We start from the raw sequence: 25375 nt of genomic DNA on the forward strand, positions 1-25375 counted from the left end.
CTTTGGAAAAAGCGGAAGTAAGAGATACCGTGGGAGAAAAAAATACTACTTTATATAATATAAGTAAAAGAGTAATAGATATAATTGGATCTCTATGTGGAATTATATGTTTAAGTCCAATATTTTTAGTAGTTAGTATATTAATAAAGCAGGAGTCAAAAGGTCCAATTATATTCTCCCAAGATAGAGTTGGTAAAGATAACATAATATTTAAAATGTATAAATTTAGATCAATGGTTCAAAATGCTGAGGAGTTAAAGGTAAAGCTACAAGAGCAAAATGAGATGTCAGGCCCAATGTTTAAGATGAAGGAAGATCCAAGAGTAACTAAGATAGGTAAGTTTATTAGAAGGACAAGTATTGATGAGCTGCCTCAGCTTATTAATGTGCTTAAGGGGGATATGAGTCTTGTTGGGCCAAGACCATCATTACCTAAAGAAGTAGAACAGTTTGAATCTTGGATGATGGAGAGACTTGAAGTTAAACCTGGAATTACATGTTACTGGCAGGTTTCAGGGCGTAATAACATTGACTTTGAGGATTGGATGAATCTTGATATAAGGTATGTGAGAGAAAGAAATACTGTAACTGATATAAAATTAATTTTTAAGACAGTATTTGTACTGTTTGGAGATGAAAATGCTAGATAGGGGATGAAATGTAATATGTTATGTGCTTTAATCATGGCAGGAGGTAAAGGTACAAGGTTTTGGCCTTTATCTACAGAGGAAAAACCAAAGCAATTTTTAAATCTTATTGGTGATAACACTATGATACAAATGACTATTAATAGAATAAAACCAATAATACCAATAGAAAGAATATTTGTATGTACTGGCGAGAGATATGTGTCTTTAGTTAAAGAACAATTACCAGAACTTCCAGAAAGAAATATAATTGTAGAACCAGAAGGCAGAAATACAGCTCCATGTATAGCTTTATCCGCATTAGTTATAAAAAGGTATTATAAAGATGCAACCATGGTAGTATTACCTTCAGATCATTTAATAAAAGATGAAGAAAGATTTAGAAATATAATATTAAATGGAGAAGAGTATTTAAAAGAAAATAGTAATTCTATAATTACTCTTGGTATGACGCCAAATAGACCAGAAACAGGATACGGATATATTAAATTTACAAATGATAAAGTAAGTGTTAATGAAAATGAAGTAATAAAGGTGGAAAAGTTTGTTGAGAAACCAAGTTTAGAAGTTGCTAAGGAATATTTAGAAAATGGTTCTTATCTTTGGAATGGTGGAATGTTTATATGGACAGTAGAGAATATAATAACACAAATAAGAGAATTTAGTTCAAGCACATATGAGGCATTAAAGGAAATTGAAATTGTGGAAGAAAAAAGACTTCAAGAAACTATAAATGAAAATTATAGACGGACTGAAGTAATTTCAGTAGACTATGCAGTACTTGAAAAATCAAATGATATATATGTAATTCCAAGTAATATAAATTGGGATGATATAGGAACTTGGAAGTCTGTTGAAAGATATAAGGAAAAAGATATAGATAATAATATAGTAACTGAAAATGTAAAGGTGATTGAATCAAAGTCAAATATGGCTATAAATAATAATAAGAAAATTGTAATGATAGGAATAGAAGATACTATGACTGTTGAGACAGAGGATACAATATTTATAGTAAATAAAGATTATATGGATAATTTAAGAGATTACAAAGAAGTTTTATAATAAATAGAAAGTGTTGGTAAAGATGAGTAGAATTAAATTTCTCAATATAGAAGTAGATAACTTAACTATGGATGAATCTATTGAGGTTGTAGATAAGATTATACAAAATGGAAAACCAAGTTATATAGTTACTCCAAATGTAGACCATATAGTTAAATTAGAAACAGATAAGGAATTTCAAGATGTATATAAAAATGCTGATTTAATATTGACTGATGGAATGCCTTTGATATGGATATCAAAATTAAAAGGGAATCCTATAAAAGAGAAAGTATCAGGTTCAGATTTTTTTCCTAAAGTATGTGAATTAGCAAGTATTAAAGGGTATAAAATATTTTTATTAGGAGCTGCTGAGGGAGTTGCATATAAGGCGGCAGAAAATTTAAAGGAAAAATATAAAGGACTAAATATAGTTGGTACATATTCACCAAGTTATGGCTTTGAAAAAAAAGATAATGAAATTAAAGAAATAGTTAAAATCATTAATGAAGTAAAACCAGATATATTAGCGATTGGGCTTGGGGCTCCAAAACAAGAAAAATTTATATACAAATATAGAGATGAATTAAATGTACCAATTTCATTGGCTATAGGAGCTAGTATAGATTTTGAAGCTGGGAATATAAATAGGGCTCCGAAGTGGATGCAGAATTATGGATTAGAATGGTTTTATAGATTGTGTAAAGAACCTAAAAGAATGTTTAAAAGATATATAGTTGATGATTTGAAAATAATAAAATTAATAAATAAATATTAAAGTGAGGTAAGTATGTTTGAAAAACTAAAAGAAGATGCCAAGGTGAATAATTATAGAATAACTCCAATTTTTATATTATTCATATATAGGATAGGAAATGAGATTTACTATTCTAAAATAAATAAAGTTATAAAAAAAATTATTTTAATATTTATTAAAGTTTTTCAAAAAATATTTATTGATATTGTTTTTGGTATTGAGATTAATTATGAATCCACAATAGGAAAAGGTATGAGAATAGTACATCCAAAAGAAATAATTATAGCGAGTAGTGCTAAAGTAGGAGAATATTGTACTATATTTAACGGAGTTACAGTTGGAATAAATGAGCATTCAGAAAAAAGTTTAGCGGTGACTATAGGTAATAATGTATATATAGGGACCGGTGGGAAAATTATTGGTCAAATAATTATAGGTGATAATTGTAAAATAGGAGCTAATGCAGTGGTATTTAAGAATATAAAGAAAAATACCACAGTTGTTAGTGAGCAAAGAATAATTGAAAAATCCTAATTGCAAGATTATGAAAGGATATAAAATTGATGAAAATACTTTTGGATTTAACGAGTCTTAATGATAATTTTTCAGGTATTGAGAGATTTACTTTAAATATAAGTAAATCTTTAATTATTAACGATTTTAAAAATGAATATATACTCATATTTAAAAATGAAATATATAAAGAATTTAAAGATATTATAAATAAAAATAATGTTAAAGTTAAAGTTATAAAAGGGAAAAATAAATTAATAACAACTCAAATAATATTACCATTAAAATTATATAAAATTAAGGCAGATAAATATATATTTTTGGCATTTCCAGCACCAGTTTTATTTTTTAGAAAAGGAATAGTAAATGCAATTCATGACATGACTGCATGGTTATTTCCAGAAACTATGTCTAAAAAGGGACTAATTTTATTTAAGCTATTAATTAGAAAGGCACTAATTAATAGTGAAAGAATAGTAACAGTGTCACAAAGTTCTAAAAGAGATATAAATAAAATATTTAATAAAAATAATATTCCAATAGATATTATTTTTAATGGGATAGATGAAAAATTTATTGACTTTAAGTTTGATTTAGATAGGGCTAATGAAGTATCCAAGAAGTATAATTTGAATTTTAAATATATTTTATGCTTAGGGACTATAGAGCCTAGAAAAAATGTAATGTTATTAATAGATTCATACATAGAACTAAAAAAAGAATATGGAATTAATTTTAAATTGGTTTTAGTTGGTAGAAAGGGATGGAAGTATAATAATATAATAAATAAGATAAAGGAAAATAATCTTGAGGAAGATATTATATTTACAGGATTTGTAGATGATGAAGATTTACCATATGTATACAATATGGCAGAATTATTTGTGTTCCCATCTATTTATGAAGGATTTGGAATACCTATAATAGAGGCAATGTCAGTGGGTGTTCCAGTAATTGGTGCGAATACTTCATCTATACCAGAAGTTCTGGAAGGTAATGGAATATTGTTTGAAAATAATAAAGAAAGTTTAAAATTGAAAATAATGAAATTGTTGAATATGAATGACGAAGATAAAAAAGGAATTATTAGCAATGGATACATTAGAGCTAAAGATTTTTCTTGGAAAGAAGAAGCTAATAAACTACTTAGGAATTTAGAGAGGTGAATTTAAGATATGAATAAGAGTATTAATTTTTTAAATTTATCTTTGCTTTTAATAGGTATTGTAGCAAGTGTATTAAATAAAGAATCAATATATGTAGCGTTGTTTCTGATAAATGTTATTTTTTATATGCTCTCTAATATTGATGATGTTACATTTTTACTTTATTCTTTTTTAATTCCATCAAAAGCAGTACAATTTTTAGCTGTTTTGATTGTAATATTCATATTATTAATAAAGAAAAATAAAGCAAGTTATTATAAAAAAACAAATATAATAATTATATTTTTAATATATATTTTAATACAGTCTTTATTTGACATATTAATTCATGAAGGTAGTATTTTAGCTTTAATATTAGAATTTTCTATTTATTCAATATATTTTGTTTGCATATATTTAATAATAAATAAAGCTTCACTAATTAAGTATAAGCTAATTAAAAATTTAGAAATTATAGTTGTAGTTGAAGCTATAATAGGAATAACTCAATTCATTATTTCAAAACAGTTTGGAGATTCTATTAGAGGTTCTTTTATTAGTGCGCATTATTATGGAATATTTTTAGCGCTATGGATATTTTACTATACAAAATATGTAATTAATGATACCAAAAAATCAAATAAAATTCATGTAATATTTAATTATATGCTAGTAATTATTATGTTTGTGATGAATGATGCAAAGCATGTATATGCAATTTTTATAGTGGCTTTAATTATATATTATTTTATTAAGAAAATATCTAAAAAAAATGTTGTTGTTATTTCAGGAGTTTTTATATTATTAATTATAATTTTGGGGATTAATGTATTTAAAATTAATGCAGTAGAAAATAAATTAAATAAAGAAATTCCAGATGTATCTCAATACGTGTACAATCCAAGATATAATCAAAAATATATTTTTTTTGATAGAACTTTCAATACATTAAGGGGATATAAATTTTTTATAGGAGAAGGATTAGGCCAGTACAGTTCACAAGCTTCAAACTATATAGCTTATAATGGTTTTTACCATGAAGATATAGGAGAAAGAGATAAATATTTTGAATCATTTATAAGTAAAGACTATAGATATAATATACAAGACTTAATGATAGGAAGTTATATGAGAAACATACATAATACAAGCTTTGTGTTAAGTTTTCCGTTACAAAGCTTTATATCTATATTTGCAGAAATAGGATTTATAGGTTTTATTTTTATGTTATTAGTATTCAAAAGTTATATAAAAGACTATGAAGATTCTATAATTATAATATTTTTTATAATTATATCTATATTCGATATATATTTTGAAGTTCCAAGTGTATTTATGATGATGAACTTATTTATACTACTTCCTTATAAATATAATATAAGGAATGAAAGACAATAAAATAAAAAGGAGGAAAAAATGAAATATTCTATTATTATAGCAACGATAAATAGAAGTGATTTGATAAATAAATGTATAGAATCTGTTATGTTACAGAGTTATAAGAATTATGAAATTATAGTAGTAGATCAGAGTAGAGATACAAAAACAAAAAAAATAGTAGAAAAATATGATGATGTAAGATATATAAATATAATGCCAAATGGATTATCAAATGCTAGAAATATTGGAGTAAAGTTTGCTAAAGGTGATTATATATGTTTATTGGATGATGATGCTGAATATGATAAAAATTTTTTAGAAAATATAAATAGATTTTTAAGTAATAATAATGCGGCAATCATTGGTGGAAAAGTAAAGGATAAAATAACAGGACAAGTATTTTTAAAAGACATGAATGATTCAATTATAAAATTGACTGAAGATATTATAGAAAATTATCTTGTAAGCTCAGCTCTTGTAATTGACTCAAAATTATTAAGTATAGTAAATGGATTTGATGAAAAATTTGGAGCAGGATCTAAATATGGGTCTGCTGAAGAGACTGATTTAATACTAAGAATTTATTATAAGGATAATAATATTTATTATTATCCGGATGCTATAGTATACCATCCTTATGAGGAAAAAGAAGACATTAAGTTAAGTAAAATTTATTCTTATGGGGTCGGATATGGGGCATTAGTTAAAAAACATAGTACTATATATAAAAATAAAGTTATTAAGAAAAAGTATAATGTAAAAATTATTAAACAAGTTATAGCAATAATATCTTTTAATATTATTAAATTAGATAGAACGAAAGTTCATTTAAACAGATTAAAGGGAATTATAAATGGATATAAAACATATTAATTAAAATATTTATTTAATTATAAAAAGAATTAATAAAAGTGGTGAAATGTTTGGGAAAAAAGAAAAAAATATTAATAGTACAGGAAACACTTGAAGGTGGTGGAGCTGAAAAAGTATTAATAGATATTCTAAATAACATAGAATATTCAAAATATGATGTAGATTTGCTTTTAATAAAGAATACTGGTGTATATATAGAGCAGATAAATAAAAATGTCAATAAAAAATATATATATAATAAAAGCAAAATATTAATTTTAGATAAAATAAAGGATAAAATATTTAAAAAAATAATTGTTAAATATTTTTGTAATTTTATTATTAAAAATAAAATAGACTCTAATTATTATGCAGAAATTGCGTTTCTAGAGGGCCCTTCATCACAAGTAGTTTCTAAAATAAAGAGTAATAGTGTTAAAAAGATTGGGTGGGTTCATACAGATTTAAGAAGATTAAGAAGAATAAAAATGAAAGAGGAAAAAACAATATATAACCAATTTGATAAAATAATATGTGTTTCAAATGAGGTTAGAAATGCTTTAATATCGCTATATCCTTTTACAGAAGATAAGTCAACGGTAATATATAATCTTATAGATATAGAAAAGATAAAAAAAAGAGCAAAAGAAAAAATTGAATTTAAATTTGATGGTAAAAATATAGTATCTGTAGGAAGACTCATAGAGTCTAAACGGTTTGATTTAATAATAAGAGCTCATAAGGAAGTTATTGATAGAGGTATAAGTCATAATCTTATAATTTTAGGAGAAGGTCCATTAAAACATGATTTAATGGAATTAACTAAAAATTTAGGTGTAGGTGATTCTGTAAAGTTTCTTGGGTTTGTTAAAAATCCATACCCATATATAGCAAAATCAGACATATATATTATGGCTTCAGATTATGAAGGACTTCCATTAGTTATCTGTGAAGCTTTAGCATTGAACAGAGTAATAATTTCAACAGATTGTACTGGACCATCAGAGTTGTTAAATAATGGGGCGGGTATATTGGTTAAATGTGGAGAATACAAAGAAATTTCTGAAAATATAATTAGAGTATTTGAGGATCATACTTTATATAAAAGCTATATAAGTAAAACTATTGAACCAATAAAATTATTTGAAAGTAATTATATAATGAAAAAAATATATAATGCGATTGATTAGTAAAGTAAATATTTTATTATTTTAGGAGGATAATTTTGAAAACTATAATATATATAAGAGATAAAGTCAACAAGAGATCAGGAGGTCCAGCAGGATACTTATATAATCTTTTTGATGGAATAAAAAAAAATAATATAAAAAATATAAAATTACTTGAAGATTATAATTCAGAAACTTATATAAATAAACAAAATAAAGTGAAAAAAAGTTTAGTAAATATAATTAAGCATAAATTACCAAGTGTTTACGAGAAAAAATTGATTAATCAAGAAAAAAATTCAGAAGAAGTATACATAGATGAAGATTGCAATTTTATACATTTTCACAATGTAAAAGATATAGTTAGGTATAAAAAAGAAAATAAAAAAAATGTTAAATTAATTTTAACATCACATTCACCGGAGGCTCCATCACAGGAACAGGTGAATAGTTTGAGAGCTTCTCTTAAGACAAATTATAACTTTACTAAACTTAAAAATTTTCTATATAGAAACTATGACATAAAGGCATTTGAATTAGCCGATTATATAATATTCCCTTCAGAAGAATCAATGGATCCATATAAAGAAACTATTAATGGATTTGAAAAGTTAATAAAGAATAAGAACTTAGAATTTATGATGAGTGGCGTTGAAAAATTACAATTCAAGTTAGATAGGGAAACATTTAGAAATAAATATAATATTCCGAATGATGCATTCCTAATATCTTATATAGGAAGACATAATAAAGTTAAGGGATTTGATATATTAAAAATGATCACACAAAAACTTTGGGAAAAAGGCATGAATGTTTATGTTGTAACTGGTGGAATTGGAGATATAGAGCCTTTAAAAAATGAAAAATGGATTGATATAGGATGGACTGATGATCCAGGATCCATTGTAAATTCATCAGATTTATTTATATTACCTAATAGAAGAACTTACTTCGATTTGGTGCTACTTGAAGTTTTATCAATAGGAGTACCTGTTATTGCATCAAATACTGGTGGAAACAAAACAGTTTCAAAGTACACCGATGGGATAAGTTTATTTGATTTAGATAATATTGATTTGGTCGTGAAGGAGATAGAAGGATTAGGAAGTAATAAAGAAAAATTAGATATGATGAAATTGGCCAATTTAGAATGTTATTACAAAAATTTCACAACAGAAAAGTTCGCAGAAAGATATAATAATTTGTTAAATAATTTATATTAAGATTAAAGATATTTTGATATAAATCATGAGTTAGTGCAAAAATAATATGAATTAGTGAGAAAGATATATGAGTTTAAAAAAAAATTTTTTATATAATACAATTTATCAAATGTTTATAATAATTATTCCAATAATAACAGTACCTTATGTATCAAGAGTATTAGGTCCTGATGGGGTTGGATTATATTCATATACAGCTTCATATGCTCAATATTTTGTTTTATTTGGTATGATAGGAATTTCTTTATACGGAAATAGACAAGTTGCATATACCAAAAATAATAAAGAAAATTTATCTAAAGAATTTTGGAATATTTATTGTTTGCAATTTATTACAACTATACTTGCTTTAGTTATATATATAGTATTATTTTGTATAATAAATGATAACAATAAAGCGATATATTTGATTCAATCTATAATAGTACTATCAACAGTTTTCGATATATCGTGGTTTTTTATTGGATATGAAGATATGAAAAGTGTTGTAGTAAGGAATACTATAGTAAAAATATTAGGTATAGTTTGTGTGTTTATCTTTGTAAAGGAACAATCAGATGTTTGGAAATATGCAATAATAATGTCTGGAAGTAATTTTATAGGACAAATTATAATGTGGTTAAATTTAAAAGATAAAATTGATTTTTATAAACCGCAACTTGAAAGTTCAATTAAACATTTAAAACCTGCTTTAGCACTTTTTATATCTCAGTTAGCCATTCAAGTATACACATTATTAGATAAAACTATGCTAGGATATATGGTTGGAGTTGGAGAAGTAGGACTATATGAAAATTCGCAGAAAACAATAAAACTAGCACTTACTTTAATAACATCACTTGGAGTAGTAATGTTGCCTAGAATGAGCGCATTGTATTCAGAAGGAAATATTAAAAAAATAAAAGAGATGATAAATAAATCATTTAGCTTTGTTAATTTTATGGCTTTTCCAATGGTATTCGGACTTATAGCAATATCTAATACATTTTCAGTATGGTTTTATGGACAAGCATTTAATGGAATAGATATTTTGTTAAAAGTTGGTTCTGTTTTAATGATTGCTATAGGATGGAGTAACATATTAGGAATACAGGTTATGTTACCTATGAGAAAAGAAAAGCAGTTTACAATTTCTGTTATAATAGGTGCTATAGTAAATTTTATTCTAAATATATTACTTATAAATAAATTTCAGTCTGTAGGGACAACAGTCGCTTCTGTATTAGCTGAATTTGCTGTAACATCTACACAAGTATATTTTTTAAGAAACTTTATTGATATAAAAGGAATAATAAAAACGATAATAAAACCTATGATAGGATCTATTTTTATGCTTATAATACTAATATTTATATTACCTATGTTTAAGATTGGTTTTATATGGACAATTATAGAGGTTGTTATTGGAGCTTTAATATATATAATTATTATGTATTTATTTAAAGATCAATTTTTAATAGAAGTAATGAATTTGTTAAAAACAAAATTTAAAAAGGATAGGGGAAGAATTTAATAATGAAAAAATATGATTATATTATAGTAGGAGCAGGATTGTTTGGATCAACTTTTGCATATGAAGCAAATAAAAGAGGAAAGAAATGTTTAGTAATAGATAAAAGAGAACATATAGGAGGAAATGTTTATTGTAAAAATGTGGAAGGTATAAATGTACATAAATATGGTGCACATATATTTCATACAAGTAATAAAGAAGTATGGGATTATGTAAATAGTTTTGCTGAATTTAATAGATATACAAATTCTCCAGTTGCAAATTATAAAGGAGAACTTTATAATCTTCCATTTAATATGAATACATTTTATCAATTATGGAAAGTAAAAACTCCAAAGGAAGCTATGGAAAAAATTGAAGAGCAAAAGAAAGAAGCTAACATATTAGAACCAAAAAACTTGGAGGAACAAGCAATAAGTTTAGTAGGATATGATATATATGAAAAATTAATTAAAGGTTATACAGAAAAGCAGTGGGGACAAAAAGCCAATGAACTTCCAGCGTTTATAATAAAAAGATTACCAGTAAGATTTACTTTTGATAATAATTATTTTAATGATAGCTATCAGGGAATTCCTAGTGGTGGATATAATAAAATAATAGAAAAAATGTTAACTGGAATAGAAGTAAAACTTGAGGTAGATTTTTTCCAAAATAGAAAAGAATTAGAAGCTTTAGCTGATAAAGTAGTATTTACAGGAATGATTGATGAGTTTTATAATTATAAGTTTGGAACATTAGAGTATAGAAGCTTAAGATTTGAAAATGAAATATTAGATGAAGAAAATCATCAAGGAAATTCTGTAATTAATTATACAGAGTATGAAATACCTTATACTAGAATAATAGAGCATAAGCATTTTGAAAATTGCGATTCTAAGAAGACAGTTATAACTAAAGAATATCCGGCAACTTGGAACAAAGGTGATGAGCCATATTATCCAGTGAATAATGAAAGAAATAATGAAATTTATAAAAAGTATAAAGAATTAGCCAATAAAGAGGAAAATATTATATTTGGTGGTAGACTTGCAGAATACAAATACTATGATATGCATAATGTTATTGAAAGAGTGTTAGAATGTGTAAAAAAAGAGTTTGATTAGAAATACGACTAAGGCGCATTTGAAATTTGGAGGGGGTAGAATAATGAATATATTAGTGACTGGTGGAATAGGTTATATAGGAAGTCACACTATAATCGAATTATTAAAAGATAGTAATAACCAGATTATAGTTATTGATAATCTAATTAATAGTAGGATAGAAATAAAAGATATTATAGAAGAAATTTCAATGAGAAATATAAAATTTTATAATATAGATTTAACTGATTTTAATGGTATAAATGAAGTGTTTAACAACGAAGATATTGATTCAGTAATACATTTTGCAGCTCTTAAAGCAGTAGGAGAGTCAGTAGAAAAGCCATTAGAATATTATAATAATAATATTATAGGGACATTAAATCTTTTGATCGCAATGAAAAAGCATAATGTAAAAAAATTTATATTTAGCTCTTCAGCAACGGTATATGGGGATAGTGATATCATGCCAGTATATGAAGAGTTACCTATAATGACAGCAACAAATCCATACGGTAGAACAAAGACAATGATAGAAGATATTTTAAGAGATATTTATATATCAGATAGGTCATGGGATATAGTGCTTCTTAGATATTTTAATCCTGTTGGAGCTCATGAAAGTGGACTTATTGGTGAATTACCAAATGGGATACCAAGCAATCTTATGCCATATATATCAAAAGTAGCTGATGGAGAATTAGATTATGTAAGAGTTTTTGGAAATGATTATGATACACCTGATGGAACAGGAGTAAGAGACTATATACATGTTGTTGATTTAGCAAAAGGACATGTATCAGCTATGAAGAAGTTAAAAAACGGTTCTGGTTTAAATACTTATAATTTGGGAACAGGACAAGGTTATTCAGTCTTAGAAATTATAAATGCATTTTCTAAAGCATCTAGTAAAAAAATACCTTATAAAATAGTTGACAGAAGAGCTGGAGATATAGCTACAAGTTATGCAAATCCAAGTAAAGCTAAAAATGAACTTGGATGGTGTGCAGAAAAAAGTCTAGAGGATATGTGCAAAGATTTCTGGAAATGGCAATGTATTGGTATGAAAAATTTTAAATAAAAATAAAGAAGGTAATAATATAGGAAGTTTGTGCTGCTAAATATGTATTTAACTATTTTACAATAATGTATACTTATAATTTTAAGGTATAAGATATAATGCTGTAGATAAGCTAGCTTCTTAGAAGCAACAGTATAATAAGCACTAAGAATAGAAGATTAAAAAGAATTTACTGATTATTTAAAGAGTATACTATAAATAATAAAGAATTAAATGCTTAACTAAATTACTGCCTCAAAGATATGATATAGATTATTATATATTTGAGGCATTTTTGAATATATAATACAAGGGGATCAAGAAATGAATTATAAACATAAATATAATAATTGGTTAGAAAATGATTTATTTGATGAGATTATAAAAAATGAGCTTAAAAAAATAAAAGAAGAAAAAGAAATAGAAGATAGATTTTACAAAGATTTAGAGTTTGGTACTGGTGGACTTAGAGGAGTAATAGGTGCTGGGTCTAACAGACTTAATATATATACAGTAGGTAGAGTTACTGAAGGACTAGCTAGATATCTAAGAGATAAATACAAAGATAATATATCAGTAAGTATTGCATACGATTCAAGAAATATGTCACCAGAATTCGCAGAAACCGCAGCTCTTGTACTTGTTGCAAATGGAATAACGGCAAATCTTTTTGAAAGCCTTAGACCAACTCCAGAGTTATCATTTACTGTAAGAGAACTTAAGAGCAAAGCTGGAATAGTACTTACCGCTTCACATAATCCAAAGGAATACAATGGATACAAGGTTTATGGAGAAGATGGATGCCAAATAACAGATGAAGCTGCAAATGCAATAATAAGTGAGATAAATAATATTGATTATAAAGATATAAAAAAGATATCAAAACAAGAGGCTTTAAAAAATAAACTACTTAACATAATAGGAGAAGAAGTAGATAAGAAATTTATAGATACTTTAAAGGGACATACTATAAGAAAAGATTTAGTGAAAGAAAATGCTAAAGATTTAAAAATTATCTATACTCCAATACATGGTACAGGATTAATGCCAGTAACTAGAATATTAAAAGAACTTGGATATGAAAATCTACATATAGTAAAGGAGCAAGAAAAGCCAGATGGAAATTTCCCGACAGCTTCATATCCGAACCCAGAAGATCCAAAAGTATTTAAGATTGCTCTTGATATGGCAAAGGAATTAAATCCAGATATAATATTTGGAACAGATCCAGATGCTGATAGAATAGGAGCGGTAGTTAAAGATTCTAAAGGAGAATATCAAATACTTACAGGAAATCAAATGGGAGTTTTACTTACTCACTACATATTAGATTCTTATAAGGAATTAAATAATCTTCCTGAAAATGGTGCTGTAATTAAAACCATAGTTACTACAGAAATGGTAAGAAATATATGTAAGGAATATAATGTAGAGCTTTTTGATGTACTTACAGGATTTAAATATATCGGTGAGATGATGACAGGATTTGAAAATACAAATAGTAACACATTCTTGTTTGGTTTTGAAGAAAGTTACGGATGTCTATTTGGAGATCATGCAAGAGATAAGGATGCGGTTATTGCAGCTCAAATGATTGCTGAAATGACTCTTTACTATAAGAGTAAGGGACTAAGTCTTTATGAAGGATTTATAAATCTTTGTGAAAAATATGGATACTATAAGGAAAACTTAATTTCTATTGAACTTAAAGGTAAAGAAGGACAAGAAAAGATTAAAGCTTGCTTAGATACTTTAAGAGAAAATCCTATTAAAGAAGTTAATGGGGTAAAGGTCAAGACATTCTTTGATTATAAAGAATCAGTAGAAAAAGACTTAGAGTCAGGAGAAATAAGAGACGTTAAGTTACCTAAATCTAATGTACTTAAGTATATTTTAGAAGATGGTTCATGGTTTGTTGTAAGACCATCAGGAACTGAACCTAAGATGAAAGTATACTTAGCAGTAGTTGGATCTGATTTAGAAGATTCCAATAAGAAAGCTATAGAATTTGAAAAGAATATAATGCAAAATATAGAAATTTAAATATTATAAAAAGCAGCACTTATTATTTTGGTGCTGCTTTAATTATTTAAAATAGATAATAACAAATTTCTTAAATATATAGAAATAACATTGAAATGTTATAATGTGGGATTATAATTAAAAGATAGTATTAAGAGGGGGAGTAATATGAGTAGTGATAGAGATGAAGAAATAAATAAAGCGAGAATAAGAAGAGTTAATAAGAATAATAAAGTACCTAATATAAATAAAGATATATTTATGGTTATATCAGTAATTATTTCTACCATAATTAATATAAAGTTTCTTATACCTTTCTGGGGGAAATTTGGGTATCAAAGAAATATATTTATTCAAGCAATATTTATAACTCTTACAGAAGTTATAATATATATTATTTTAAATATAATTGTAAATAAAGAAAAACTATTAAGTCATGCAGATAATTTTATGATTATATATATATTATTTTTACTAGGAGTTACATTTTTTAAGAATAATTTGTATTCAATGCAATTTGTATTTAATCCATTTAGTACATTTTTTGAATTATTAAAAGGAGATATGACTTTTGCACTTATAAATATATTTGGAAATTTATTAATGTATGTACCAGTTGGTATATATATTAAATACAAGACAAGCCGTAAAACTAAAGTACTTATAATATTATTTCTAATATATATTCTTATAGTTGAGCTTACTCAAGGTATAACTAAGACTGGAACTTGTGATATGAATGATGTACTTATGAATACAATTGGATTTATAATTGGTATGAAGCTATATGACACTACTTTAAAAATATAAAGTTTAAATAAAAAATCACTTACTTAAATTAAAATATTTTTGTAAGTGATTTTTTTATTTCTTAGAAATCAAAAGAATAATTTTAATAGAATATTTACCAAATATTATTTAAATTTATTATAAAATATTAAATGTAACAATATAGACAAAATATTTATAAATCTAGGGGGAAGAATGAAATTATTAAAAAGAATACTATTAATTACAGTAACTGTGGCAGTAATCTTTGCTATAGGAGGATGCGGGAAAAGTAATAGATATGAATTTAAAGAAAAAGATAAATTCATTAAATTACGAGAGGATTACACATCAAAATATAAAAGAAGTTATTTAGAAGAAGAAAAGCATATTTTGAGAGGTACTAAATTAAAATTAACATTAGAAAAATCAAATTACATGTATTATGGAGAATTAAAGGATAATAAACCAAACGGTGAAGGGGTATTGCTTAAAAATACAGATAAAGACGATATTTATGCAATTAGATATGTTGGACAATTTAAAGATGGTACATATAATGGTTTTGGATTACACTATGATAATTTAGAGCTTATAGAAAATGAATATCTAAGTAATATGGGGATTGAATATTTATCCTATGAAGGTGAATTTAAAAATGGAAGACATTCTGGAAGAGGGAAATTATACTCACCTAAAATAAATACAGATAACTATGAAGAAGCATTTAATAACTATATAGATAAGAATGGTAAATTTATAGAAAACTTTAAAGATGAACTATATAAGAAATTAGATTCTGAGGTATGTATTTCTAATATGCCATTATTTCCTTCAAGATTCTCAGGATATGGTGAATTTAAAAATAACAAGTTAAATGGCAATGGAACTGAATATTATCAAAATGGGAATGTAAAGTATACTGGTGAATTTAGAAATGATGAATACTCAGGTTATGGAAAATTATATTATGAAAATGGAAATATAGAGTACGAAGGTAAATTTAAAAACTCTAAATATGAAGGAAAAGGCACTTTATATAATGAGGATGGTTCAGTTAAATATAAAGGAAAGTGGCTTAATGGAGATCAAAAATAGACAATCGATAATAGAATTTTAAATAAGAGGTGGCAAAGATAGATAAGAATATAAATAAAATAAAAAAAAGAAATAGAATATTAATTACAGGAACAATATCAATAGTAGTTATTGTTTCTATAGTTCTAGGAGTAACATTTAAAATAAAAAATGATAAAGAACAAGCTAAAGCTGAAGCAGAAAGTATGGATCTATTAGCGAAAAAAGAAGCTGAATATAATGAAGGTAAAGTAAGCAAAGATAATAGCAAAGTTAATGATGTTAATGGTACTGAAAATAAAGATAATACATATAATTTAGATATTAAAGATAATGAAAAGAATGATTATAATATTAATAAATCACATAAAAGCTTAGAAAATAATAAACAAGCAAAAGATGATAAAGAAATAAATAATGATGAAGATAATAATGTAGAAGAAAACTTAAAAGTAGAAAAGATTTATGTATCATCAACATTACAAGATCAGACTGGAGCAAATTATGACCCAAGTAATCTTATTGATGGAAGAAGTAATACTATATGGGCAGAGGGAGCAGAGGGGCCAGGAATAGAGCAATTTATAAGGATTGATTTTAATAAAAATAAAGTTGTAAAGAAATTATATATAATAAATGGATCTGCTAAATCTAAAAGATTGTATTATGCAAATAATAGGGTTAAAATATTAAGATTAGATTTTGGAGATGGAGAAATTAAAGATTTTAAGTTACAAGATGATGTAATGGGAGAGCAGGAAATAAATTTAGGTAAAGGTATAGAAACACCATATGTAGGAATGACTATTTATGATGTTTATCAAGGAAATAAATATAATGATACATGTATATCAGATATAAGAGCTGTTGGATATGATGTAGATTAAGAGATCAAAACTATAAAAGTTTAAAATATTCTTTTAAGAGTATAAGGTTTAAATAAGAATCACTTACAAAAATAAAAATATTTTTGTAAGTGATTTTTTATTTTAAAAAATATTTCACGAACATTGACAAAGGTATAGATATATAATATTATGTAAATATACGAAAGATATTTAAAAAATAAACATTAATTATCGTATAATATCAGAATATGGTCTGATAGTCTCTACCAAGTCACCGTAAATGACTTGACTACGATTTTTCTAAAGGGCAACCCTTAGATGAATCCTAAAAGATACGACAAAGAAAAAGCTTTAAAGTACTAAAGGAGGATTACAAGATGAATTTTATTTCAAAATATTTTAATTTTGAAAAGAGAGGTGCTAGTTTTAAAGGAGAAATAATAGGTGGACTTACAACATTTATTACAATGTCATATGTCCTATTTGTTAATCCAGACATTCTAGGAGCCGCAGGAATGAATAAGAATAGTGTCTTTGTTGCAACAGCATTAGCAGCAGCAGTTGGTACACTAATAATGGGTATATATGCGAAATTCCCAATGGCACTTGCACCAGGAATGGGACTAAATGCATTCTTTGCATTTACTGTTTGTGGAGAGATGGGTATTCCATGGGAAGTTGCTATTTCAGGAGTTTTACTTTCAGGAATTATATTTATAATAATATCAGTAACAGGACTTCGTGAACTTATAATTAAAGCAATTCCGCAGAATTTAAAATATGCAGTTAGTGCAGGGATAGGATTATTTATAGCCTTTGTTGGACTTAAAGGATCAGGAATTATAGTTGCAGATGCTTCAACTCTTGTTAAAATTGGAGATTTAACCAATCCTAAAGTTTTACTTGCTGTATTTGGTCTTTTAGTAACAGCTATATTATTAGCTAGAAAAGTAAAAATTGCTATATTTGTTGGAATGGTATGTACAGTAATTGCTGGGGTGGTATTCGGATTAATTGGAACACCAGATGCTATAGTTGCACCTATTCCATCATTAGAACCAACATTTGGCGTAGCTATTAAAAATTTAGGACAAGTATTTAATCCTCAAATGTTAATGGTTGTATTTACGATGTTATTTATGGATTTTTTTGATACAGCAGGAACACTAGTTGCTGTTGGGTCAAAGGTAGGTTTAGTTAAAGAAGATGGATCAATTGAAAATGGATCAAAGGCATTACTTTCAGATTCAGTTGCAACATGTGTTGGAGCAGTTTTTGGAACAACTAATACAACTTCATACATTGAATCATTATCAGGTGCTTCAGTTGGAGCAAGAACAGGATTTTCAAGTGTTATAGTTGCTGGAATGTTCCTACTTTCAATGTTCTTTTCACCACTTTTATCAGTTGTAACTCCAGAAGTTACAGCTCCAGCATTAATAATTGTTGGATCACTTATGTGCTCATCTCTTGCAGATATAAACTGGAAAGAGCCAGAAATTGCAATACCAGCATTTTTAATAGTTATTTTAATGCCATTATCTTATAGTATTGCTATAGGAATAGCATTTGGATTCTGTACTTATGTTGTATTAATGATGTTTAAAGGTAGGTTTAAGGAAATACATCCTGTAATGTATACTTTAGCAGTATTATTTACATTCTACTTTGCATTTGGAATAGCATAGCTTAGAAATATAATATCAGAATAAAAAGCCTCCTAATTACAAAAGATTATTATGTAATCTATATGTTGTTAGGAGGTAATTTTATTGGCTAAAAAAGATCAGCAATCATCATGGAATAGTAAAAGATTTAAAGCTCCACCAAAGAATGATGTAGATCCTGTTCCAGAGATTAAAGGAAAAGAGAAAAAATAAAATTATAGTAAAAAAGGATGATTAATATTAATCATCCTTTTTATTATGGATTAGCTTCATTTGATTCACAATTTCATAGTCTAAAGCTTCACTAGCTCTTAAAGCCTCTATACTATCAAGCCCATGTTCATCAATCATTTCATATAGTTTCTCTTTAAGAATATCAATCATTTAAATACCTCTAATAATAGTTTTTGTATAATTTATTTTTAGATTAAAAAAATTTTTTATTTATTATTGGAGTTATTTCTTCTGCAAATTCAATTGTATTGTTTCTATGGTTCTTTATTTGTTTATGTTCTAATATTTCAACTATTTCATCAATTTCTTTAATCTTTAATTTTATCTCTTTATTAAGTTGTTTTAAGTGATTTTCATAATATTTTTTATTGTTTTTAAGTTTTCTAAGGAGTTTTTCTATATTAAATTTATTTATATCGAAATTAAAAGTTGGGTCAGCAAATTTTGGAGTATCAAAAGGATAAGATTCAGTTGCAACTTTACCTTTAAGGAGTTCATCTATAGAGCAGTTAAAGAAGTCAGATATCTTTATTATCATATCTAAGTCAGGTTCGCTTATACCATTCTCGTAATTAGAATATGTAGAACGTGAGATTCCTAATTTCTCAGAGAGCTTTATTTGGCTTAAATCATTATCTAGCCGTAAATTTTTCAAGTTAACACAAAAATTATAATTCATAAAATCACCTAAATATAATATACCAAAAACAGTAAATAAAAATTCGTTCTGACAAATAAATTAAATTTAAATTTTTGTCAAATTTAAAGTAATAAACATATATTAACATAAATTTACTTATGTGAGAATGCTATTATAGGAAGGTAATTATTATAAATTTCTTAATATTTCTTGTAAATTATAAATTGTATTTAAAAAATGATATAATTTATAATAATTAAATTAGAAATTAGCTGAATAATAAATTAGTTGAATAATAGATTAATTACTAAAATATTATTTTTATATAAAACAGTAAATATACGAGTGATAAAAACATACATAAAATAAGTTGTCGGAGGAAATAAATTATGGAAAGCTTAATTAAATTAAAAGAATTAGATTTAATAAATTTGTATAATCCTGAAAATACCAAAATAAGTAATAAAAATTTAGATATAAGCAGATATAAAGTTTTAGAATTAGATGAGGACTATCCATCAGACATATTTAAGGATATTTATGATATTCAATTAAAAGGAGATATTCCGATAATACTTTATCCTGAAAAACTTATACCTATAATAGATAACATAAGTAATATAAACGACTTTGTTGATTCAGATTGTCTGTTTGTACTTGATGCAAAGAGTTTAGAAGGGGACTATGGAAGAGCAATAAAGAACACTTCAAAAACTTTATTGGAAAATAAAATCTATAGTTTTATCAATAAAAATAGAGTTTCTGAGGAAGATATAGATAAAGATATTTCAAGATATGAAGGGTATAATGGCATATTAGAAGAGAGTATTGAAAAATTAAATAATGAAGAATTAGTTGAATTCTATGGAAGAAGGATTAAGCCTAAGAAGAAATTACTTGGTATATTTTAAGGGACAAGCAAACTTAATTTAGATTAGATAAGGTAATATACTTTTATTATAGATATAGGATAGATAGTTTAATAAGACTATATATTCTATATTTTTTTATTTATATCAACAATTATTTTCCAAAATAATCTAATATACAATTAAAATTATGTGGATTATATGTTAAAATTATGTAGTATATGAAATAATTTGTGGGGGGAAGATTGAATGAATAAAAATGACTTTAATAGACATATCTATCTTAAAGGTAAAGGCATTAAATATGATGTTTTAGTAGATGATAAAAACAATTTGAAAGTTGTTCCTTATAATTTTGACTATCTAACCTTCTTATTTGGAGGGCTAGCATATTTATTTAGAAAAGAAATAATAAAAGGTATAGCATTGTTATTTTTACAAGGACTTTTAATATATTTATTAAATATACCAATTGGAATTATATTAAGTTTTATTATTACATTTATAGTAGGTGTATTTTCAGGTAAGGCTTATTCTAATAAGCTTATAAGGGAAGGTGCAATACCTTTTGATGAATATGAGGAAAATGGATATTCTCATGAGTATAAGGAGAATATATCATTATCTCGTGCTGATGAGAAAAAGGGCGCTAGGATGAATCAAGGCTATAAGCATAGCATAAAAAAGCAAAATACAATTTTTTGTATTGCAGGAATTTTAATGCTTATAGGTGTTACATTACTTACTGGATTTAAAGTGAAATCTAATAGTCATAATACAGAATATAAGGCTGTAACAACTCAAAGTGAAAGTGATTCAAAGAATAATGATAAAAAGATTGAGATACCAAGTCAGTTTATAATATTACTAGCAGATGATAAAAATATTGAATCCTTTGCTTTGATTAATTTTGATAAAGATAAACATAAGATGAGTGGTAAATATTATAATGGTGAAGTTCTTGTTAAAGAAGGGGATAAAGCTATACCATTAAATGATGTATTTAAGGATAAGGGAATAATACCAGATGGAGTATTTAAAAAATATTTTGGCATAGATAAGAGTATTCCTCAAGTAAAGGTTGATATTAAACAGGTGGAAGAAATAATGCCAGAACTTAAAGATAGTAAAGTAGAAAATAAATATAAAGATATATTAATTAATACTACTAAATTAGATGATGAAAAATATGAGAAGATAGTTAGTGATGCATCTATCTTAAATAAAGTAGATGATAAGGTAGAAGAAAATTATTTAGATTATGATGCTGCATTAAAGTATAAAAATATAATAAAAGATTCAAAAGAAACTTTTGATATTAAAAAAGGTAAGTATTATGAAGTTTCATTAAACTCAATAGCATCTAATAAAGCTATAAAGGCTTTAGGGGATGAGGCTAAGGGTGATGTATTATATTACTTTGATTATAATGATTTAGAATATAATGATTTAGTAAAGAAGCTTAAAGCAAAGAATAAAGAAATTAAAGATGCTGAGGAAGAAGCAACTAATACTGCTGTTGAAAATAATAATAGTAATAGAAATAATAATAGACCTCAAAATAGCTCAGGATCAAGTAATTATTATAGACCTCAAAATTCAACGAATAGACCAAGTAGTGGTGGAAATCATAACACATCAGGTGGTAATGGTAATAACGGTAATGGAAACACTGATAATGAAACAGTAGATGAAGATAAAACAGATAGTGATAATCAAGCTGGTGGGTCTAATGCAGGAAGTAAACCAGACCAAGGAAATGATGATAATGGTCAAGCAGAAGGGAATGGAGATGGAGCTACCCAAAATGGAACGACACACCATAGAAGATAAAAATGATACTATAAAATAGTAAAGTATAAAAATAATAAAAAACTATTCTAAACATAATAAAAATGAGGTAAGCTAGGAAGATTACCTCATTTTTATATTTTATAATGAATTTAAAATAGCTTAATGATGGGTAAAAATTTATATAATTTCATTTAAAAGATCTAAATAAACTTATGAAACCTGATATTATAAGTTAAATAAAATTACTTTAAGATTATCTGCAAGCTTTTTCTTTCTATACAGGCATTTTGCATAATCAATATTATACTTTTCAGAATATCTTTTAAGAGGGCATTTAACTCCACTATACATAAGAAAGTTAAATAAATGCTTGTACTCATCGCTTAAAAGATTTACTGCTTTCTTAATTTTATTATCTTCATACTGATTAAGTATTATATCTTCAGTAGTAACTTTTTCAACTAAAAATTCCATTATCTCAATCCCTTCATCTATTTTATTATTTAAACTAGAAGCTTTTTTATTTATATTATTCTGTCTACAAAGATAAGCGAAATTATTTGTAATAGCCCATTTTACATAAGAACTAAAAGATGAACTTTTATTAGGGTTAAATGTATCTATGGCTTTTAAAATAGAAAGAATTCCATGCTGCATAAGATCTTCTTTCTCATAACAATCTATAAAAGTATATTTCTTTATCTGATTCTTAATAAGTGGAGAGTATTTAATTATTAATTCTTCCTTTGCTTTAGAATTATTTTCTTTAGCTAAATTTATTAAAGTTAAGTCACACATATTATGTCCCCCTTTCAAATTAAAACAAATATTATTTACCTTTTATATATGCATTTAAGTAAAAAAAGTAGAAAAATATAGGAACATATGTTCGATTAATTTTTAAAAAATATGCTTAGTAATCATAATATTAAATTACTAAGCTAATATTTTTGTTATTTTTTAGCTGTATTTCCATATATGAAATTATGAAGTTCATTTGTTTCAGCCTTTTTATCAAAAGTCATATAATATACACTATTCATATTAGTTCCCTTTGAATGAGTATCACAAGGTAATCTATACTGCTTCATATCAGATACTCCCATTGATATAATATCTGTACCAATTGTCATAAACTCACTTGAGCTTAAATTTGTTTGAGCAAGAGGTAGTGTTTCATTTAATAAAGAAGGATAGCTTGTAACAGGCAGTTTCTTAACTTTATTAAATATAGCTTCTATTACATTTCTATGTCTTTGAGTTCTCATTTGATCTCCACCATCATATCTGATTCTAGAGTAAGCTAGAGCTTGATTTCCATTTAAGTGATGTACTCCAGAGGTAGTTATATTAGTAGAGCTTGAATTATTAACTTTATTTATGTCTGATATATAATTATTTATATACTTTAAATCACCTTCAGTAATATTTAGATCAATTCCTCCGATTTCATCTATTATCTTTGGAAGAGAAGTAAAGTCAACTGTTATAAAATGTTCAATATCTAAGTCAAAATTTTGATTTAATGTATTTACTGCAAGTTCAGGACCACCAAAGGCATAAGCATGAGTTATTTTATCTTGTCCATGACCTTTTATATTTACGTAAGAATCTCTCATTACTGATGAAAGTTTTAATTCATTATTTTTATCATCAATTGTAAGTATCATTATTGAATCAGAACGTCCATTTTTACCTTCAGGGGAATCTACTCCAAATAATGCAATATTTTTTACTTTGTTATCTTTATCTAATTTTTGAGTGACTTCATTATTTATTGATAAGTTGTCCTTATTTATATCTACCTTAGTAGTTTTATTTAAAAGACTTTTTATGTACATAAAACTTCCACCAAAGAAAAGAATTATTAAAAGGCATACTACTAAAAGAACTTTTTTCCACGAGGATATATTTTTAAATTTTCCCATATCAATCTCCTTAAATTTACAAATTCCCAATATAAAGACAGTATATCATTTTGTTAATTTTATGTAAATAAGAAATATAAATTAAGAAATATCAGAATATAAAGTGATTAAAAAAAAGAGATAGATTAAATTAATAATCTATCTCTAGAAAGTTTATTTTTATTGTTCATATATAAATTTATGAAGTTCATTAGCTTCAGCTTTTAAATCATATGTCATATAATAAACACCCTTTATCATTTTACCATCTTCATGTTTATCACAAGGTACTCTTAAATCTTGGAAACTTGTAGCACCAGTATCAAGTATATCTTTACCTAAGCTTATGAATTCACTTGAACTTATATTTGTAGTTACAAGTGGTAGTAATTCATTTAAGATAGCAGGATATTTAGTTGGAGATGTATCTTTCATTTTATTAAGAATTGCTTCAAGGACTGTTCTTTGTCTTTCAGTTCTTCTTTGATCTCCGCCGTCATATCTAATTCTACAATAAGCTAACGCTTGAGTACCATTTAAATGATGCATTCCAACGCTTTCGATTTTATCAACGTTAGTTTTATTTATTTGATTTAAGTTTACTATATAATTATTGATATATTTTAAATCGCCCTTAGTTATATTAATATCAACTCCACCTAACTGATCAATAACTTTTGGTAATGATGAGAAGTTAACAGTAATAAATTTATCAATAGCTAAATCAAAGTTAGTATTAATTGTATTAAGTGCAAGTTCAGGTCCACCATATGCATAAGCGTGTGTAAGCTTTGTCATACCATGACCCTTTACATCAACATATGAATCTCTCATAATAGAACTAAGCTTTAACTTGTTATGTTTTTTATCAATTGTAAGTATAAGGTCAGCATCAGATCTTCCTGCCTGACCGTTTGGAGCATCAACTCCAAATAATGCTATATTAATTATAGCGTCTTTCTTGTCTGTAGATTGAGTATTTTCATTGATACCTAATGAGTCTTTGTTTAATTCAACCTTATTTGTTTTACTAAGAGTTGCATAAACATATCCCATTCCTGAAGCTATAATAACTATTGCAGCAACTATAACACCTATAAGTACCTTTTTCCACGTAGCCATTTTCTTTTTTGTAGTTTTATTTTCCCCCATTTATTTGAC

The 25375-nt window shown here is 25.8% G+C and carries 24 protein-coding genes and 1 riboswitch; of the genes, 19 read left to right on the plus strand and 5 right to left on the minus strand.

Annotated elements, in window-relative coordinates; all coding sequences use genetic code 11:
* The first annotated feature begins 2 nt into the window (after window positions 1-2).
* The 17 genes from JOC62_RS00365 (at window position 3) to JOC62_RS00445 (ending at window position 18791) form a co-directional block, all read left to right on the plus strand.
* Window positions 3-650, plus strand: a complete 648-nt coding sequence (locus tag JOC62_RS00365) for a sugar transferase (protein WP_204593172.1) — start codon at window positions 3-5, stop codon at window positions 648-650.
* A 15-nt stretch (window positions 651-665) separates the two neighbouring features.
* On the plus strand, window positions 666-1712 hold the full coding sequence (locus JOC62_RS00370; protein ID WP_204593173.1) for a mannose-1-phosphate guanylyltransferase: 1047 nt from the start codon (window positions 666-668) through the stop codon (window positions 1710-1712).
* A gap of 22 nt (window positions 1713-1734) precedes the next feature.
* On the plus strand, window positions 1735-2469 hold the full coding sequence (locus tag JOC62_RS00375) for a WecB/TagA/CpsF family glycosyltransferase (RefSeq protein WP_204593174.1): 735 nt from the start codon (window positions 1735-1737) through the stop codon (window positions 2467-2469).
* A 12-nt stretch (window positions 2470-2481) separates the two neighbouring features.
* Window positions 2482-2982 (plus strand): LbetaH domain-containing protein, encoded by a 501-nt coding sequence (locus tag JOC62_RS00380; protein WP_204593175.1) that lies wholly within the window; start codon window positions 2482-2484, stop codon window positions 2980-2982.
* 29 nt (window positions 2983-3011) lie between these two features.
* Complete coding sequence (locus JOC62_RS00385) at window positions 3012-4127, plus strand: glycosyltransferase family 4 protein (protein WP_204593176.1); 1116 nt, start codon at window positions 3012-3014, stop codon at window positions 4125-4127.
* A gap of 9 nt (window positions 4128-4136) precedes the next feature.
* Entirely contained in the window at window positions 4137-5504 is a 1368-nt protein-coding gene (locus JOC62_RS00390) for a hypothetical protein (RefSeq protein WP_204593177.1), read from the plus strand.
* A gap of 18 nt (window positions 5505-5522) precedes the next feature.
* Window positions 5523-6359, plus strand: a complete 837-nt coding sequence (locus JOC62_RS00395; protein ID WP_204593178.1) for a glycosyltransferase family 2 protein — start codon at window positions 5523-5525, stop codon at window positions 6357-6359.
* Window positions 6360-6409: 50 nt separating this feature from the next.
* Window positions 6410-7528: a glycosyltransferase gene (locus tag JOC62_RS00400; RefSeq protein WP_204593179.1), complete on the plus strand. Its 1119-nt coding sequence runs from the start codon at window positions 6410-6412 to the stop codon at window positions 7526-7528.
* A 35-nt stretch (window positions 7529-7563) separates the two neighbouring features.
* A complete protein-coding gene (locus JOC62_RS00405) occupies window positions 7564-8730 on the plus strand; it encodes a glycosyltransferase family 4 protein (RefSeq protein ID WP_204593180.1) in 1167 nt (388 codons plus the stop codon).
* 67 nt (window positions 8731-8797) lie between these two features.
* On the plus strand, window positions 8798-10243 hold the full coding sequence (locus JOC62_RS00410) for a flippase (RefSeq protein WP_204593181.1): 1446 nt from the start codon (window positions 8798-8800) through the stop codon (window positions 10241-10243).
* 2 nt (window positions 10244-10245) lie between these two features.
* Window positions 10246-11349, plus strand: a complete 1104-nt coding sequence (gene glf / locus JOC62_RS00415) for a UDP-galactopyranose mutase (protein WP_204593182.1) — start codon at window positions 10246-10248, stop codon at window positions 11347-11349.
* A 43-nt stretch (window positions 11350-11392) separates the two neighbouring features.
* Entirely contained in the window at window positions 11393-12409 is a 1017-nt protein-coding gene (gene galE, locus JOC62_RS00420; RefSeq protein WP_204593183.1) for a UDP-glucose 4-epimerase GalE, read from the plus strand.
* A gap of 303 nt (window positions 12410-12712) precedes the next feature.
* Window positions 12713-14431 carry a phospho-sugar mutase gene (locus tag JOC62_RS00425; protein ID WP_204593184.1) on the plus strand — a complete coding sequence of 573 codons (1719 nt, stop codon included), beginning with the start codon at window positions 12713-12715 and terminating at the stop codon, window positions 14429-14431.
* A gap of 147 nt (window positions 14432-14578) precedes the next feature.
* Window positions 14579-15220, plus strand: a complete 642-nt coding sequence (locus JOC62_RS00430) for a VanZ family protein (protein WP_204593185.1) — start codon at window positions 14579-14581, stop codon at window positions 15218-15220.
* A gap of 174 nt (window positions 15221-15394) precedes the next feature.
* Window positions 15395-16276, plus strand: a complete 882-nt coding sequence (locus JOC62_RS00435; RefSeq protein ID WP_204593186.1) for an MORN repeat-containing protein — start codon at window positions 15395-15397, stop codon at window positions 16274-16276.
* Window positions 16277-16305: 29 nt separating this feature from the next.
* Window positions 16306-17142, plus strand: coding sequence for a discoidin domain-containing protein (locus tag JOC62_RS00440; protein WP_204593187.1), 837 nt, complete (start codon window positions 16306-16308; stop codon window positions 17140-17142).
* Between the two features lie 172 nt (window positions 17143-17314).
* A riboswitch (purine riboswitch) is annotated at window positions 17315-17415 on the plus strand.
* A gap of 65 nt (window positions 17416-17480) precedes the next feature.
* Complete coding sequence (locus JOC62_RS00445; protein WP_207758128.1) at window positions 17481-18791, plus strand: NCS2 family permease; 1311 nt, start codon at window positions 17481-17483, stop codon at window positions 18789-18791.
* 219 nt (window positions 18792-19010) lie between these two features.
* On the opposite strand, the gene JOC62_RS00450 is transcribed toward JOC62_RS00445, so the two are convergent.
* Together JOC62_RS00450 and JOC62_RS00455 are read right to left on the minus strand one after the other, a co-directional pair.
* Window positions 19011-19154 (minus strand): Spo0E family sporulation regulatory protein-aspartic acid phosphatase, encoded by a 144-nt coding sequence (locus JOC62_RS00450; protein ID WP_204593188.1) that lies wholly within the window; start codon window positions 19152-19154, stop codon window positions 19011-19013.
* Window positions 19155-19197: 43 nt separating this feature from the next.
* The gene (locus JOC62_RS00455) at window positions 19198-19683 is read right to left on the minus strand and encodes a helix-turn-helix domain-containing protein (RefSeq protein ID WP_204593189.1); all 486 of its coding nucleotides are present in this window, start codon (window positions 19681-19683) and stop codon (window positions 19198-19200) included.
* Window positions 19684-20033: 350 nt separating this feature from the next.
* Between JOC62_RS00455 and JOC62_RS00460 the strand changes: the two genes are divergently transcribed.
* Entirely contained in the window at window positions 20034-20555 is a 522-nt protein-coding gene (locus JOC62_RS00460; RefSeq protein ID WP_204593190.1) for a CpsB/CapC family capsule biosynthesis tyrosine phosphatase, read from the plus strand.
* Between the two features lie 207 nt (window positions 20556-20762).
* Window positions 20763-22346 (plus strand): hypothetical protein, encoded by a 1584-nt coding sequence (locus JOC62_RS00465; RefSeq protein WP_204593191.1) that lies wholly within the window; start codon window positions 20763-20765, stop codon window positions 22344-22346.
* A gap of 186 nt (window positions 22347-22532) precedes the next feature.
* Here JOC62_RS00465 and JOC62_RS00470 read toward each other — a convergent pair whose 3' ends face one another.
* From JOC62_RS00470 to JOC62_RS00480, 3 genes are all read right to left on the minus strand, one after another.
* Window positions 22533-23105, minus strand: coding sequence for a sigma-70 family RNA polymerase sigma factor (locus JOC62_RS00470; RefSeq protein ID WP_204593192.1), 573 nt, complete (start codon window positions 23103-23105; stop codon window positions 22533-22535).
* A gap of 155 nt (window positions 23106-23260) precedes the next feature.
* The gene (locus tag JOC62_RS00475; protein ID WP_204593193.1) at window positions 23261-24235 is read right to left on the minus strand and encodes an LCP family protein; all 975 of its coding nucleotides are present in this window, start codon (window positions 24233-24235) and stop codon (window positions 23261-23263) included.
* A gap of 159 nt (window positions 24236-24394) precedes the next feature.
* A complete protein-coding gene (locus tag JOC62_RS00480) occupies window positions 24395-25366 on the minus strand; it encodes an LCP family protein (protein WP_204593194.1) in 972 nt (323 codons plus the stop codon).
* Window positions 25367-25375: the final 9 nt, after the last annotated feature.

The organism is Clostridium sardiniense, assembly GCF_016907995.1.
GTDB lineage: Bacteria > Bacillota > Clostridia > Clostridiales > Clostridiaceae > Clostridium > Clostridium sardiniense.